Raw genomic sequence first — 15,052 nt, forward strand, 5'->3', positions numbered from 1 at the left:
GGCTCTGGCTCTGGCTCTGGCTCTGGCTCTTCAGATTGTGATTCGTCGCTCGACTCGTCAACAAAAAAGTCGTCAGATTCATAGCTTTCATCGCCTAACAGCGCAGTAAAGTAGTCATCCAGAGCTTGTTCACTGGAAAGACTTGCCTGCGCCAATGTTGATTCTTTATTCGCGCTCATTTATCGCCAACCTTTCGAGATAAATAAGCAACTGTTTATAAGCAAATACACCACGGCTACCCGATGCAAAATGAGAGGCTGGCAAGCGCTTTAGGCTCGCATCTCGAAACTTAGTATCAATCGGCACAGCAGATGTCCAAACTTGGTTTGGATAATCATCTTTGAGCTGCGTTAATGTTTGCAGTGAGGCTTTGGTTCGCTTGTCATACATCGTTGGGACAATCGTCACCTTAAACGGTGTTTTGCGAGACTTCTGCATGATGGTCAAAGTGCGAATCATACGCTCTAAGCCCTTCATCGCCAAAAATTCCGTCTGTACCGGAATCAAAATACGATCACTCGCAGCCAATGCATTGACCATCATCACACCCAGAATTGGCGGGCAATCGATCAACACATAGTCGTAATCGTCTTTCAAAGCGGCCAAAGCGCGTTTCAAGATCAACCCCATGCCGCTTCGATTTCCCATTACACGGTCTAATGTCGCCAAAGACATGTGCGCAGGAATAATATCGATACCTTCGACTTCCGTTTGTAACAGTAAAGGTCTTACCGTCTGCGCGTTAAACTCACGCAACTGGAACAGATCAAACAGGCTCGATTCCACCGTATCTGAGTCGTAACCCAGATAGGTGGTCAGTGATGCATGTGGGTCAGTATCAACCAACAGAACACGGTGCCCCTTCAACGCAAGTAAACCTGCTAGAGTCACGGTCGTGGTCGTTTTACCAACACCACCTTTTTGATTTGCAACACTCCAAACAATCATTTCGATTTACCTAAGCTAACCCAACTTCAACCAAGATCCTTTCCGCGATGCGGTCTAGAGGTAGGTCTTCAGTAGAAATGCCAGCTTTTGCTACAGCTTGAGGCATACCATATACAACACAACTATCTTCGTCTTGTGCCCAAATCGTCGAGCCCGCAGTTTTCAACATACGCGAACCTTCTCGACCATCTGCGCCCATACCGGTCAGTATCATAGACAATACTTTGTCGCCGTAGATCTTCGCTGCAGAGCCGAATGTGACATCCACACAAGGCTTGTAGTTCATGCGGTCGCCGCCATCGATAATTCTTAGACGTGCAGATCCTGCACGGCCATCCACCATCATCTGTTTACCACCCGGAGCAAGATACGCCACTCCAGGTTTTAACACATCACCGTCTTGCGCTTCACGAACTTCAATCTTGCACAAGGTGTTCAATCGACTAGCAAAAGCAGCAGTGAATGTTGCTGGCATATGCTGAACTAACACAATGGGATGTGGATAGTTGGCAGGGATGCGAGTCAAAATCTTCTGTAGAGCAACTGGGCCGCCAGTCGACGTACCAATTGCTGTTAATTGATACTTCTTACCTGACGCTCTGAATTTCGCCGTTGATGCAACTGCAGGCTTCGCTGTGGAAGTCGCAGCTGCTGTTGGAATCGGTTGGCGCAATGGCGTAGATGTTGAAGTCGTTGTTGTCGCTCTCGGCGCAATAGGAGCACGACGCATAAATGCACGCTTTGCAGCAATCTGAATCACACGCTGTTGAAGCAATGCAACTGCATCGTCGCGGTTACGTGCAATGTCTTCAAACTTCTTAGGTAGGAAGTCGAGAGCACCTGCATCTAACGCATCTAACGTTGCTCTCGCTCCATCATGCGTTAACGATGAGAACATCAAAATAGGCGTTGGAGACGCGGCCATGATCTCACGAACGGCAGTGATGCCGTCCATGACAGGCATTTCAATGTCCATCGTGATTACGTCAGGTCTTAGCTGTTTCGCTTTTTCAACGGCTTCTTTACCGTTTACTGCAACATCAATGACTTCTAGGCGAGCCTCTGAGTTGATGATCTCGCTAACGCGACGACGAAAAAAACTCGAATCATCAACGACTAATACTTTAATCGCCATATTTATCCTTAAATTAAATTCTTGACGCAGCTGCGTACTGCTTCAACAAGTCCGGCACATCTAGAATCAATGCAATGTGTCCGTCACTTGTAATTGTCGCGCCTGCCATTCCTGGTGTGCCTTGCAGAAGCTTATCAAGCGGCTTGATCACGACTTCTTCTTGACCGATAAGCGTATCGACAACAAAACCAACACGTTGGCTACCAAGTTGTACGATAACAACATGGCCGTGTCCTTTGCGCAGTTCAACAATACCCGCTTTAGGTGCAAGCCAGTTTTGCAAGTAGAACAACGGAATAGACTTATCGCGAACGATGATCGTCAGCTGACCATCAACCACGTTTGTGCGGCTTAAATCTAGGTGGAAGATCTCGTTAACCGATGCCAATGGCAACGCAAATGGGTGACCCGCAACACCGACCATTAAGGTTGGTAGAATCGCTAGGGTTAGTGGAACCTTGATAGTGATCTTGGTGCCCTGTCCCATTTCTGAATCAATATCAATAGAGCCGTTCAGTGTGTTGATCGCTGTTTTCACAACGTCCATACCCACACCACGACCAGAGATATCCGAGATCTGCTCTTTGCTTGAGAAGCCAGGAGCAAAAATCAAGTTGAAACACTCTTTATTCGATAAACGAGACGCTGCATCTTCATCCATCAGGCCACGTTTAACCGCGATAGCACGAAGCTTATCAGGGTCCATACCGCCACCGTCATCAACGATAGCCAGTTCAATGTGGTCACCTTCTTGAGAGGCAGACAGAATCACTTTACCCGTTCTAGATTTACCTGCTGCAACACGGTCGTCTGGCATTTCGATACCATGATCGACAGAGTTTCTCACCAAGTGAATCAGGGGATCAGCAAGTGCTTCTACTAAGTTTTTATCAAGATCCGTTTCTTCGCCACGCATTTCAAGAACGATGTCTTTCTTCAAGCTACGAGCAAGGTCACGGACAACTCGTGGGAAGCGACCAAATACTTTCTTGATCGGCTGCATACGAGTCTTCATTACCGCACCTTGTAGGTCTGCAGTAACAACATCTAAGTTAGAGACAGCTTTCGACATTTCTTCGTCGTTGCTGTTAAGGCCAAGGCTGACGAGTCGGTTACGCACCAATACCAGTTCACCTACCATGTTCATGATGGTGTCCAGTGTTGATGTATCAACGCGAACTGTTGCTTCAGCTTGCTGCTTCTTAGCCGGTGCTTTAACTTCAGCTTTTGCTGGAGCGCTCGGTTTCGGCTCAGCTTTAACGGCAACTGGCGCAGCAGGTTTAGGCGTAGCTTGAGGTGCTACTGCCTTAACTTCTGCTGGCTTAGTCGCGGCATCCAATTCTTCAATCGAAGGTCCATTACCTGAGCCATGTAGTTGGTCAAGTAACTTCTCGAACTCTTCGTCAGTCATCAGATCATCGCCTTCAGACATCGCCGAAACAGGTGCTGCTGGCGGTGGAGGAGGCGTTGAACTTGCCGCTGTCGGGCTCTTACCCGCACCGTGCAATTCATCTAATAACTTTTCAAATTCGTCATCAGTAATATCACCACTGTCAGCAACAGACTGAGGTGCAGCGGGTGCTGGCGGCGGTGTTGGTGCAGAAGGCGCTGTTGGTGAACCACCTTTACCGTGAAGCTCATCAAGCAAGCGTTCAAACTCATCTTCAGAGATATCATCGACTGAAGATGCATTGATGTTTGAGCTTTCAGCAGTAGGTTCCGGAGCAATAACAGGCTCAGGCGCTGCAACAACAGGTTCAGGGATAATAGGTGCAGGCGCTTCTACTGGTGCCACTTCATCCGCAGACTCTGGTTTACAGAGACGGTGAAGTTCATCCAATAAAGATTGGTCGGCTGGCACTAAAGGTTCCTGATCTTGCACGGCGCGAAACTGTACATTGACTGTATCTAGCGCCTGCAGCATGGTATCCATCAAACCTGATGTTACGCTGCGTTGGCCGTTTCGCAGAATGTCGAACACATTCTCAGCACCATGACAAGTATCCACCAGCTCAGTTAATGCTAGGAAACCAGCACCACCTTTTACTGTATGGAAACCACGGAAAATAGCATTTAATAGGTCTTTGTCGTCAGGGTTATTCTCAAGCTCTACCAGTTGTTCTGATAGGAGTTCAAGGATCTCTCCTGCTTCGACTAAAAAGTCCTGAAGAATATCTTCGTCTAAATCGTAGCTCATACGTTACCTTTAAAATCCAAGACTGGATAACAAATCGTCGACTTCATCTTGAGATGCGACAGCGTCTTCGCGCTCTTCTGGGTTCATAATTGGACCTTCAGGCGCAATCGATGCTTTCTTCTCTGACTCTGGAGTTGGCTCTTTTTGATTCGCACCGAATACCGTGAGAATCTCGACCAAACGTCCTTCCACCTCATTCACCAAGGTAATAACTTTGCTGATTATCTGCCCAGTTAAATCTTGGAAATCCTGAGCCATCAAGATTTCAGTCAATTGTCCGCGTAGTTCAGTACTATCGCCTTCTACTTGGACAAGCAATCCATCAATGCGGTGACATAAAGCTTTAAATTGTGCCAGCTCAATGCGGCCATGCATCAGTTCATTCCATTGAGGCCTTACTTGAAGTAAACACTCGTGTAGGTTGTCTGCGATTGGCATACAGCGATCGACAGCGTCCATCGTCTTATTTGCCGCAACTTCCGTTTTATCAATGACATACTGAAGGCGATCCCTTGCATCAGGGATTTCGTCATTTGCGATAACGCTGATGCGTTCATCGAAATTGAATTGAGTCAAAGAGTCGTGGAGGTCGCGTGTCAGACTTCCTATTTCTTGAAGCATTGGATTGTCTTGAAGACTAAAGTTATCTTCATAAATGCTTCTCACAAGAGAATCAGCATTTTGCTGCTCATCGTTCTCAAGCAGCTCTACTAATTTTTTTGCTTGTTCTAATGAAATCATCCTGAATTCGGCCTTACTCCGCATACTTTGTGCGCTTAGGCTATCGAGATAAACAGATAACTTATCAGTCAGTGTTTACCTAGAAGTGCCTAAATTTATTGATGCTTATAAGCGATCAAAAATCTTATCAAGTTTCTCTTTCAGCGTTGCAGCAGTGAAAGGCTTCACAATGTAACCATTAACACCCGCTTGCGCAGCTTCGATGATCTGCTCACGCTTCGCTTCAGCTGTGATCATAAGCACTGGAAGGTGCTTAAGTTCTGCGTCTGCGCGAATGTGTTTAAGCAGGTCAATCCCTTGCATGCCTGGCATGTTCCAGTCAGTTACCACGAAATCAAATTCGCCTTTTTTCAGCATAGGTAACGCGGTCAAGCCATCATCTGCTTCTTGAGTGTTGTTGAAACCTAAATCGCGAAGTAGGTTTTTAACAATTCGGCGCATCGTTGAAAAATCATCAACAATGAGAATTTTCATGTTTTTGTTCAAATTAGCCTCCACTGAATAGGATCAGTGTTGTTAGTCGTTCTGTGTCCAAGCACTTAACTTAGTGCGTAAACGCTGCATAGATTGGCTCAGTATTTGGCTGACACGAGATTCGCTGACACCTAACACTTCCCCAATCTCTTTTAAATTGAGTTCTTCGTCGTAATAAAGCGAAAGCACAAGGCCTTCCCTTTCCGGAAGTTGTTTTATCGAACCGATCAAAGCTTGGCGGAATGACTCATCAGCAACCCCTTGAAAAGGCGTATTATCTTGAGAGTCTTCATTCGGAGATATTACATCATCTGAGACGCCTAAATCTTCGATTCCAACCAGTCTTGAGCAATTAATGTCAGTTAAAGCACTGTGATATTGCTCTAAGCTGAGCCCCATGTGTTTTGCCACTTCGGCATCACTCGGGTCACGGTTGAGGATACCCTCTAATTCCGCGATTGCACTGCTGATTTCTCGATTGTTTTTATGAACCGATCTCGGTACCCAATCCCCACGGCGAATGTCATCCAACATTGCCCCGCGAATTCGAATACCAGCATACGTCTCAAAGCTTGCACCTTTGGTACCATCATAGTTTTGTTGCGCTTCAATCAAGCCGATCATGCCAGCTTGAATTAAGTCATCAACCAATACATTAGGCGGTAATCGCCCCAACAAGTGATGAGCGATACGTTTAACCAACACAGAGTACTTCTCAAAAAAAGCCTGTTGGCTATTGTGATTAGCGTGTTGATCGTAAGTAAGCGCTTTATTCACCAAATGGTTCCTCTATAAATTCAGTACGATTCAGCAGCCTTTCAACAAAGAACTCCAAGTGTCCGCTCGGTGTTTTTGGTATTGGCCAGGTCAATGCTTTGTTAGCCAAAGAACTGATTGCCAATGCAGCTGGAGAGCGAGGAAACGCATCGACTACGATTTTCTGTCTCTTGACTGATTGACGTACTTTATCATCTAAAGGAATACATGCTACGAGTTCGAGGCTCACATTCAAGAAGCGCTCTGTGACCAAAGTCAACTTTGCAAATAATTCTCGGCCTTCGCGGTAGCTTCTGACCATATTTGCAACAACTTTGAATCGCTGAACTTGGTGTTCTCTGCTTAAAAGCTTAATCAAAGCATATGCATCCGTGATCGAGGTAGGTTCATCACATACCACAACAACCACGTCTTGCGCCGCTCTTGAGAAGCTGATCACCATGTCCGAAATACCGGCTGCGGTATCAACCAACAAGATGTCCATCTCGTCTTCAAGCGAACCGAATGCGCGAATCAAACCAGCATGCTGAGCGTGTGAAAGTTCTGTCATGCTTTGTGTGCCCGATGTCGCTGGAATAATTTTAATTCCGTGCGGACCTTCGACAATCGCATCCTTAAGTTCACATTCGCCAGCCAACACATGCCCAAGGTTTCGTTTAGAACGAATACCTAGCATGATATCGACGTTCGCTAGCCCTAAATCGGCATCTAGCACCATGACTTTTTTGCCTTGGCGCGCCATGCAAATAGCCATACCTAACGTCACATTAGATTTACCAACGCCTCCCTTACCACCGGTTACAGCGATAACTTTTGTGAGTGAAGGCTTGGTTAAGCGACGGAGGCCGCTAGCTTGATCATGTATCATATTTTCATTCATATTTATCCGCCGCCTAGAGCCCTTCAGAATCGCTATTCCAGTAATGAGGTTCATTCTCTGTAGATTTTTCTAATAACTCATTGGCCTTAGCAATCATGTACTTTGGCTGAGCTATAACGATATCTTCAGGAACTCGTTGACCATTTGCTATGTAAGCAACTGGTAATGCATTTTGTATTACGACACTGATGAATTCACCGAGACTTAGGGATTCATCCAGCTTAGTCATGATGCATCCCGACAACGGGATTCTTCTAAAGTGTTCAATTGTTTCTTGCAGCACTTTGCGTTGCGCGGTTGCAGGCAACACAAGGTAGCTATTGATAACGGAACCACTCTCTTGCATCAATGTGTCTAACTGCTCAGATAGGCGAACATCTCGTTGTCCCATGCCTGCAGTATCGACCAGAATCAGGCGACGATTACGTAACTGATATATTACATCGGCCAGTTCGCTAGAATCTTTAGCAACTCTTACAGGACAACCCATAATTCGACCGTAGATCGATAACTGCTCATGTGCACCTATACGATATGTGTCAGTTGTCACTAGTGCGACGTTATCAGCGCCATATTCCATGGCGGCACGTGCAGCTAGCTTTGCAACAGTCGTTGTTTTACCCACGCCGGTTGGGCCAAGTAGAGCCACAATACCGCCGCGTTTTAAAATATCTTTTTGTGTAACAGAGATTTGGTCTGCAACCAGAGCTAACAGAGCCTTCCACGCACGTGCAGGTTTAGTATCTTCAGGAATGTAACACGCCATTTGATCGGCAAGCTCTGCAGATACACCCATACGCTCAAGGCGCTTAATAAGCATCGCTCTGAGCGGTTCACGACGCTCAACTTCTTGCCACATTAACCCGGAAACTTGATGCTCTAACAGACGACGAATTGAGGTCATCTCTTCACGCATCGTTTCCATTTCAGTATCAGAACCTTTGGATTGAGTATTCTCTCGACCACGATCATAACGGGTCGGATCCAAGCGAGGTGCCGGGCGCTCTACTCTGCGGTCTTCAGCAATTAACTTAGACAACCCCGTTTCACGAGCAAATGCAGAATCAAGATTTCCGTGAGACTGTTGGTTACCGTGAGATTGCTGATGGCCATGAGACTGCAAATTGCTTTGACTCTGATGACTATGAGGCTTATGACCCGTGCTTGATTGGCGATTGAGCAATGCTGACAATGAATCTTCATTTTCAGCACGATGCTGTGGCTCATCATCGGCGCCATGACTGTATTGCTTTAGCATGTTCGCAAAGCGTTTGGTCATTGAGCGTCCACCTTCAGCATTCGACTGTAGGCTAACCTTGTCATCGTCTAATTGACGTCGCCCTGCAGGAGCTGCGGGCGCGGCCATTTGCGTATATTGGCTTTGTGCAGGCTGCTGAGGTTTATTTAGTCTCTGGCTTGCTGTTGAAGGGCTAGATTCGCCATCAATAGCGGCAACAATTTCCACGCCACTTGCGACCTTTTTGTTAGACATGATCACCGCCTCTGAGCCAAGTTCTTCTTTAACTTGGAGCAGCGCCGTTCGCATATCTTTTGCAAAAAATCGTTTAATTTTCAATTCGATCGTCCGTTCTAATTAGGCGGCTTAATTACCAACAGCTTGTACTATACGTATCTGTTTTTCATCCGGTATCTCTTGGTAAGACAAGACTCTCAAGCTTGGGATCGTGTTTTTCACGAACTTAGCCAGAGTCGAACGCAACACGCCAGAGGTCAATAGTACCGCGGGCTCACCTTTCAGCTCTTGCTCTTGTGTAGCGTGGCTGAGGGAGGTCTGTAAACGTTCGGCTAAACCAGGTTCAATACCAGCAGATTCTCCGCCGGATGCCTGCATGGTTTGATGCAAGATTTGTTCCAACTCAGGAATCAAGGTTATCACTGGTAATTCTGGCTCTATACCATTGATTTCTTGAACAATTAATCGTTTCAATGAGATACGAACCGCCGCAGTAAGTATGTCAGGTTCTTGACTCTTACCTGAATACTCCGACAAAGTTTGGACTATGGTTCGAATGTCACGAATTGGAATCGCTTCATTCAGCAGGTTCTGTAGCACTTTCACAACCACACCCAACTGCAATTGATCCGGTACAAAGCCTTCCACCAGCTTAGGTGTTGAGCGACTGAGCATCTCAAGCAAGTTCTGAACTTCTTCGTGGCCAATGAGCTGTGATGCATTGTTGGTTAGCAGCTGGCTAAGGTGTGTCGCCAGTACGGTAGAAGAATCTACAACGGTATAACCTAGAGCTTGTGCGTGTTCACGCTGCTCTTCACGAATCCAAACCGCTTCAAGGCCAAAGGCAGGGTCAATCGTCGGCTCGCCATCGATCATCCCATAGACTTGACCTGGGTTAATCGCGAGCTCCATGTCTGGCTTAATCTCAGCTTCACCCACAGCAACACCCATAAGGGTAATTCGGTAGCTGTTTGGTGTCAGTTCTAGGTTATCGCGAATGTGTACTGCTGGGATCAAGAAACCAAAGTCTTGAGACAGCTTTTTACGCACACCTTTAACGCGTTCAAGCAATTCCCCGCCTTGGTCTCTGTCAACCAAAGGAATTAAACGGTAACCCACTTCTAAACCAATAATATCGACAGGTTGAACATCATCCCAAGAGAGCTCCTTCTGAGAGCCCGCTTCTCCATTCGCTTCAACCGTCGCCGGAAGGTTGGGTTGTTCAGCCTTCTTCTTGTTCTTTTTATCGATGTAATACGCCCCCGCTCCTGCAACGATGGCAAGGCTCAAGAATGAGAAGTGCGGCATGCCAGGAACAATACCCATAATGCCAAGGATGGCGGCAGTGATCATAAGGGCTTTAGGGTTGTCGAACATTTGGAAGACAAGTTGCTCACCCATATCTTCATCAGTATTTTGGCGCGTTACCATCATTGCAGCTGCGATCGACAATAATAGAGACGGAATTTGTGCTACCAGACCATCACCGATAGTCAGTAGTGTATAGATTTCGATTGCTTCGCCAAAACCAAGGTCAAACTGAGCCATACCAATGCTCAAGCCACCAATGATGTTGATGAATAAGATTAAGATACCAGCGATCGCATCGCCTTTAACAAACTTAGAAGCACCGTCCATCGAACCGTAGAAGTCAGCTTCTTTGGTTACTTCAAAACGTCTCAGACGCGCCTGGTCTTGGTCGATCAAACCTGCGTTCAAGTCGGCATCGATTGCCATCTGTTTACCCGGTAAGGCGTCTAACGTGAAACGCGCGCTTACTTCCGAGATACGACCCGCACCTTTTGTTACAACCATGAAGTTGATGATCATAAGAATCAAGAACACCACTAGACCTACCGCATAGTTACCACCGATAACCACGTTACCGAAGGCTTCAATCACATTACCGGCTGCGTCGCCACCTTCATGACCATGGAGCAATACCACACGTGTCGAAGCAACGTTCAAGGCCAACCGAAGTAGAGTCGCAATCAGCAGGACGGTTGGGAATGCAGCGAAGTCTAAAGGCCTGCGGGTATATACCGAGACCAGTAGCACAACCATAGACAGTGCAATGTTGAAGGTGAAGAACATATCCAACAAGAAAGCTGGAATGGGCAACACCACCATAGCAAGCGTTGCAAGTACCATAACAGGTGCACCAATCGCAGGCATGGCACGGTTAGGGATTTTAGGTAGCTTGTCCGCAAAAGGCAGGGAGAATTTCATAAATCTAGACAGTTTCGCTATGTTGTAGCTCTCTGAACAAGTGGATTAGGTCTTAGTCAGGGCTGTTTGCTATGGGCTTATAATGTTCAGGCTACTACAGCAAACACTGTACCAACATCTCACGTCAAATTATCGCCATCACCTCTATAAAAGGAAGATTAGCTAGCTCGCTATTATCAGGGTTCATCACGCAGAGCTCAAGCAATTGATCTAATGACGTAAATCAGGTGGGATCGGCATATTAGAATCTTGCAGTTTTGGTCGCTCACCACCTCGTTTTCGGTACTGTTTAAGCTGGAAAACATATGCAAGCACTTGTGCAACTGCCGTAAACAGACCGTCAGGAATTTGTTGTTCTAGCTCAGTGGTGTGATAAAGCGCCCTCGCCAATGGCGGCGCTGGAACGATATAGATGTCGTTTGCACGCGCAATCTCTCGGATCTTCATCGCCATGTGGTCGACACCTTTAGCAACCACAATTGGTGCTTTGTCTTGATTCTGCTTGTAGCGCAGCGCCACTGAAAAGTGTTCCGGGTTGGTCACAATCACATCCGCTTGAGGGACATCAGCCATCATGCGACGCTGAGCCGCTTCCCTTTGAAGCATACGAATTCGGCCTTTCACTTCCGGCTTACCTTCAGTGTCTTTGAATTCGTCTTTGACTTCTTGTTTGGTCATCTTCAATTGATCGGCGTGTTGCCAGATCTGGAACGGAATATCAATCGCCACCACAATCAGCAGTGAGCAGCTGATCAACAGGATGAAGTTGAGCAAGATATCCAAGGCATGAAAGATGTTCTGTGGGTACACATCCATACTCAGCTGCATTAAATCATGCTGAGAGGCTTGAATCAGATAAATCGCCATCCCCGATACGAGCGCTACTTTAAGAATAGACTTGAGCAGTTCAACCCAACTTTGCAGGCCAAACATACGCTTGATCCCACTCAGTGGGTTGAGCTTAGACGCCTTTGGCATCGCCGCTTGCATTGAGAAGTTAATCCCACCGACACCCGCAGCGCCGATGACGGCAGCAACAAACAAGGTTATCAGTATCAAAAACAGCGGAAAAAGCAGGTTCACCAGTGCGCCACCAGCGATTTCAAGCAGCTTATTGGTGTCAAAGATTTCGTCGCGACTCAAAGAGAACAGACGTTGCATCGCCTCGAACAAAGCCTTCGCCATCGATTCGCCAAACCACATTAATGCAATCGCACCGACAATTAGTACCGATGCTGACGCTAGCTCTTTTGACCTTGCAACCTGCCCTTTCTCTTTGGCCTGTTGCAAGCGTTTGGGTGTTGCGTCTTCTGTGCGTTCTTGACCGTCTGACTCTGCCATTTCAGTCTCCTAGCAATCTAACCGGATTAGACGACATATCTGTTGTTCGCCCTGCATCCAGAATAGCTCATAGTGACTATACAAGCCGCCAAGGATGTACCAACAAAGTAACAGGCCCACGAGTAGCGCAAATGCAAAACCCAAAGAAAAGATGTTTAATTGAGGTGCCGCACGCGTCATTACACCAAACGACAAGTTAATTGTTAACAGCGCGATAATGCCCGACAAGGACATCGCCAATGCCGTTTTGAACATGATACCGAGCCACAACGCGAGCTCTCGAAAATCAACAGAGCTCAACGATCCACTGCCAATCGGCAAGGTCTTAAAGCTAAACACCACCAGCTGCAGCATTTTCAAGTGACCATCGGTCGCCAAGAAAAACATGGTCGCAAGCAGCATGAACAGTTGACCAAGTACCGGCGTGTTTTGCCCGTTAGCTGGGTCGACCATTGATGCAAAACCCAAACTCGATTGCATACCGAGGATCTGACCCAGCATAACAAAGGTTTGAATCATGAACTGGGTAACAAAACCCATGGCCACGCCAATCACAATTTGCTCGAAGACGGTTAGGAAACCTTGGAAAGAGAGCAGTTCAATCTCTTTGGGAACAGCAGGAATCGCAGGCATCACCGCAAAAGTAATCGCCAAGCCTAAATACAGACGAATACGCGGCGACACGAAGCGTGCCCCTGTTACTGTCATCACCATCAGCATCGCTGAGATGCGAGTGTATGGCCAAAAATAATTGGCTAACCACTCTAGTACAAGGCTCGTTGGGTATTCCATATCTGTTTAATACAGAACTTGCGGCAAGCGTTCGATGAGCTCAAAAAAGAACTCCATCATCATCTGAGTCATCCAGTGAGCAAACATCATCAACGCCAATAACGTCACGATCAAACGCGGCAGGAAACTCAGTGTTTGTTCGTTGATTGAGGTCGCAGCTTGGAAAACAGCCACAACCAAACCGATCAGTAGGCTAGGAATAATGATGGCGCAAACCATGATTAATACCATCCAAAGGGCATCTCGGAACAACTCTACGAATATTTCAGGATTCATTATTCCCCCAGCTACAAGGCAAAACTGCCGGCGAGTGTGGAGAGTATCAAGTTCCAGCCATCAACAAGAACAAACAGCATCAACTTAAACGGCAGCGATACAATCATCGGTGACAACATCATCATACCCATGGCCATCAATACCGATGCCACCACCAAGTCGATGATTAGGAACGGCAAGAACAGCATAAAGCCGATTTGGAAAGCCGTTTTCAATTCCGACGTGATAAATGCTGGAATCAGAACCGCCATCGAAACATCTTCAGGGTTGGTCACTTCCGCACCAGAAATCTCAACAAAGGTTTCAAGATCTTTGATTCGAGTCTGTTTAAGCATGAAAGATTTAATCGGTTCTTGGGCAACATCAAATGCCTGTCGCGCCGATATCTGTTCATTTAGATAAGGCTGAACTGCTTGTTCGTTAACTTGATTAATGACTGGCGACATGATGAAGAAGGTCAAGAATATCGCGATACCAATAATGACTTGGTTAGACGGTGTTTGTTGTAGACCCATCGCCTGACGCAAGATAGACATCACGACCACAATACGAGTGAACGACGTCATCAAAATCACCATCGCCGGCAAGAAGCCAAGCATGGTCATTAACGCAAGAATTTGCAGGTTTATCGAGTAGTCTTCACCACCATTAGCATTGGTTGTCATGGTAAAGGCAGGTATGCCGCCACCATTGCCATTTAAGCTGCCCGTGGTCATGGTTGTCGATTTGGCTTGGTCTTGTTCCATCGTGCTGATAGTCACCGACTCTGAGCCAACGGTATTCGCAGGAATGACGGTGCCGTCTTCAGCTTGTGCAAATACCGACACACTGAATACGATTGAGCATAGGAGAATGAGCTGAACCAACCACACTTTCACCGCTCGGAAAGCTCCGGCTTGGTGAAAGTAAGAGGAGTTCAAAAGTCCGTTACTTGTTTGCATCTTTTTTTATTAGCTGGGAAAGCTGACTTGAAAATGTACTTTTTTCCAGCATCTCCTGAGTAAGAGGTTTATCGAGCTTAGAGATCAGCTGAATCGATTGTGTGGTAATCCCTACCAAGAACTGTTCATCACCCGCTTGCACAATAGCGATACGCTCTTTAGTACCAACAGGGATTTGCCTAACAATCGCCAAACCTTGTTGATTCGACATCGCAGGCACTTGCATTCGCTTGAGTAGCCAAGCAATAAATAAAATGAAGGCTATAACGAAAATTAGCGACCCAAAGGTGGTCGCTAAATCGAGAGAAGGCGGCGTTGCTGCAAAGGCAATGGAAGGAGCCGTTAATAGCCCTACTCCCAAGATTCCTCGTAACAAACCTGTCATTCCGAGAAAAGAGCCCGCCAGTATTTGAGACAAGAAGCTCATTAACGCAGCTTCTTAATTCGTTCTGTCTGGCTAATAACGTCAGTCAAACGAATACCAAACTTGTCGTTCACCACAACCACTTCACCGTGAGCAATCAGAGTTCCGTTGACCATCACGTCTAGTGACTCACCAGCGATTCGATCAAGCTCAACAACCGAGCCTTGGTTCAATTGAAGTAAGTTACGGATACTGATCTGAGAGCGGCCAACTTCCATCGAAATAGTCACTGGAATATCCATAATGGTATCCAGCTTACGACGCTCATCTTCAGAAATCGGAGATGATGAATCGGTTAGCTCATCAAGTGGTGCCGCAAGCACATCATCAACATCAATTGACGGCGCTGAAGGGTCTTCACCAAGTGCTGCAGCCCATTCGTCTGCTAGCTTTTGATCTTCACTAGGTTCCATTACCAATTCC

General features: G+C 46.7%; 15 protein-coding genes and 1 pseudogene. All 16 read right to left on the minus strand.

The features are described from left to right. Positions 1 to 179, minus strand: a pseudogene (locus A142_RS25360) (chemotaxis protein CheW); the annotation flags it as partial. Beyond that, positions 166 to 948 (minus strand): ParA family protein, encoded by a 783-nt coding sequence (locus tag A142_RS02735; protein ID WP_017064111.1) that lies wholly within the window; start codon positions 946 to 948, stop codon positions 166 to 168. The gene A142_RS02735 and the pseudogene A142_RS25360, both read right to left, overlap by 14 nt. A gap of 10 nt (positions 949 to 958) precedes the next feature. Continuing rightward, positions 959 to 2,083, minus strand: a complete 1,125-nt coding sequence (locus A142_RS02740; RefSeq protein ID WP_019820731.1) for a protein-glutamate methylesterase/protein-glutamine glutaminase — start codon at positions 2,081 to 2,083, stop codon at positions 959 to 961. A 13-nt stretch (positions 2,084 to 2,096) separates the two neighbouring features. Continuing rightward, positions 2,097 to 4,280 (minus strand): chemotaxis protein CheA, encoded by a 2,184-nt coding sequence (locus tag A142_RS02745; RefSeq protein ID WP_019820732.1) that lies wholly within the window; start codon positions 4,278 to 4,280, stop codon positions 2,097 to 2,099. A 9-nt stretch (positions 4,281 to 4,289) separates the two neighbouring features. After that, positions 4,290 to 5,021, minus strand: a complete 732-nt coding sequence (locus A142_RS02750; protein WP_017064113.1) for a protein phosphatase CheZ — start codon at positions 5,019 to 5,021, stop codon at positions 4,290 to 4,292. Positions 5,022 to 5,126: 105 nt separating this feature from the next. Then, entirely contained in the window at positions 5,127 to 5,495 is a 369-nt protein-coding gene (cheY, locus tag A142_RS02755) for a chemotaxis response regulator CheY (protein WP_016767062.1), read from the minus strand. Between the two features lie 42 nt (positions 5,496 to 5,537). Next, complete coding sequence (locus A142_RS02760; RefSeq protein WP_019820733.1) at positions 5,538 to 6,272, minus strand: RNA polymerase sigma factor FliA; 735 nt, start codon at positions 6,270 to 6,272, stop codon at positions 5,538 to 5,540. Further along, entirely contained in the window at positions 6,265 to 7,152 is an 888-nt protein-coding gene (locus A142_RS02765; RefSeq protein ID WP_017060668.1) for a MinD/ParA family protein, read from the minus strand. The genes A142_RS02760 and A142_RS02765 overlap by 8 nt, the downstream gene beginning before the upstream one ends. A 13-nt stretch (positions 7,153 to 7,165) precedes the next feature. Continuing rightward, positions 7,166 to 8,728: a flagellar biosynthesis protein FlhF gene (flhF, locus tag A142_RS02770; RefSeq protein WP_019820734.1), complete on the minus strand. Its 1,563-nt coding sequence runs from the start codon at positions 8,726 to 8,728 to the stop codon at positions 7,166 to 7,168. 27 nt (positions 8,729 to 8,755) lie between these two features. Beyond that, the gene (gene flhA / locus A142_RS02775) at positions 8,756 to 10,855 is read right to left on the minus strand and encodes a flagellar biosynthesis protein FlhA (RefSeq protein WP_019820735.1); all 2,100 of its coding nucleotides are present in this window, start codon (positions 10,853 to 10,855) and stop codon (positions 8,756 to 8,758) included. Between the two features lie 210 nt (positions 10,856 to 11,065). After that, positions 11,066 to 12,196, minus strand: a complete 1,131-nt coding sequence (gene flhB / locus A142_RS02780; protein ID WP_017060671.1) for a flagellar biosynthesis protein FlhB — start codon at positions 12,194 to 12,196, stop codon at positions 11,066 to 11,068. 9 nt (positions 12,197 to 12,205) lie between these two features. Further along, positions 12,206 to 12,988, minus strand: a complete 783-nt coding sequence (gene fliR, locus A142_RS02785) for a flagellar biosynthetic protein FliR (protein WP_019820736.1) — start codon at positions 12,986 to 12,988, stop codon at positions 12,206 to 12,208. Between the two features lie 6 nt (positions 12,989 to 12,994). Then, the gene (fliQ, locus tag A142_RS02790; protein WP_004736211.1) at positions 12,995 to 13,264 is read right to left on the minus strand and encodes a flagellar biosynthesis protein FliQ; all 270 of its coding nucleotides are present in this window, start codon (positions 13,262 to 13,264) and stop codon (positions 12,995 to 12,997) included. Between the two features lie 11 nt (positions 13,265 to 13,275). Then, positions 13,276 to 14,205, minus strand: a complete 930-nt coding sequence (gene fliP, locus A142_RS02795; RefSeq protein ID WP_019820737.1) for a flagellar type III secretion system pore protein FliP — start codon at positions 14,203 to 14,205, stop codon at positions 13,276 to 13,278. After that, positions 14,192 to 14,632, minus strand: coding sequence for a flagellar biosynthetic protein FliO (fliO, locus tag A142_RS02800; protein ID WP_019820738.1), 441 nt, complete (start codon positions 14,630 to 14,632; stop codon positions 14,192 to 14,194). Before fliO ends, fliP begins: the two co-directional genes overlap by 14 nt. Continuing rightward, entirely contained in the window at positions 14,632 to 15,042 is a 411-nt protein-coding gene (gene fliN / locus A142_RS02805; RefSeq protein ID WP_004739851.1) for a flagellar motor switch protein FliN, read from the minus strand. Before fliN ends, fliO begins: the two co-directional genes overlap by 1 nt. Positions 15,043 to 15,052 lie beyond the last annotated feature (10 nt).

This window comes from Vibrio splendidus 12E03 (assembly GCF_000272105.2).
Taxonomy (GTDB): domain Bacteria; phylum Pseudomonadota; class Gammaproteobacteria; order Enterobacterales; family Vibrionaceae; genus Vibrio; species Vibrio splendidus_I.

Coding starts and splice junctions, on each gene's coding strand:
- A142_RS02735 (WP_017064111.1), bottom strand. CDS start 948: ATGATTGTTTGGAGTGTTGCAAATCAAAAAGGTGGTGTTGGTAAAACG.
- fliR (WP_019820736.1), bottom strand. CDS start 12,988: ATGGAATACCCAACGAGCCTTGTACTAGAGTGGTTAGCCAATTATTTT.
- A142_RS02750 (WP_017064113.1), bottom strand. CDS start 5,021: ATGATTTCATTAGAACAAGCAAAAAAATTAGTAGAGCTGCTTGAGAAC.
- cheY (WP_016767062.1), bottom strand. CDS start 5,495: ATGAAAATTCTCATTGTTGATGATTTTTCAACGATGCGCCGAATTGTT.
- fliO (WP_019820738.1), bottom strand. CDS start 14,632: ATGAGCTTCTTGTCTCAAATACTGGCGGGCTCTTTTCTCGGAATGACA.
- fliP (WP_019820737.1), bottom strand. CDS start 14,205: ATGCAAACAAGTAACGGACTTTTGAACTCCTCTTACTTTCACCAAGCC.
- A142_RS02740 (WP_019820731.1), bottom strand. CDS start 2,083: ATGGCGATTAAAGTATTAGTCGTTGATGATTCGAGTTTTTTTCGTCGT.
- A142_RS02765 (WP_017060668.1), bottom strand. CDS start 7,152: ATGAATGAAAATATGATACATGATCAAGCTAGCGGCCTCCGTCGCTTA.
- flhA (WP_019820735.1), bottom strand. CDS start 10,855: ATGAAATTCTCCCTGCCTTTTGCGGACAAGCTACCTAAAATCCCTAAC.
- A142_RS02745 (WP_019820732.1), bottom strand. CDS start 4,280: ATGAGCTACGATTTAGACGAAGATATTCTTCAGGACTTTTTAGTCGAA.
- fliN (WP_004739851.1), bottom strand. CDS start 15,042: ATGGAACCTAGTGAAGATCAAAAGCTAGCAGACGAATGGGCTGCAGCA.
- fliQ (WP_004736211.1), bottom strand. CDS start 13,264: ATGAATCCTGAAATATTCGTAGAGTTGTTCCGAGATGCCCTTTGGATG.
- flhB (WP_017060671.1), bottom strand. CDS start 12,196: ATGGCAGAGTCAGACGGTCAAGAACGCACAGAAGACGCAACACCCAAA.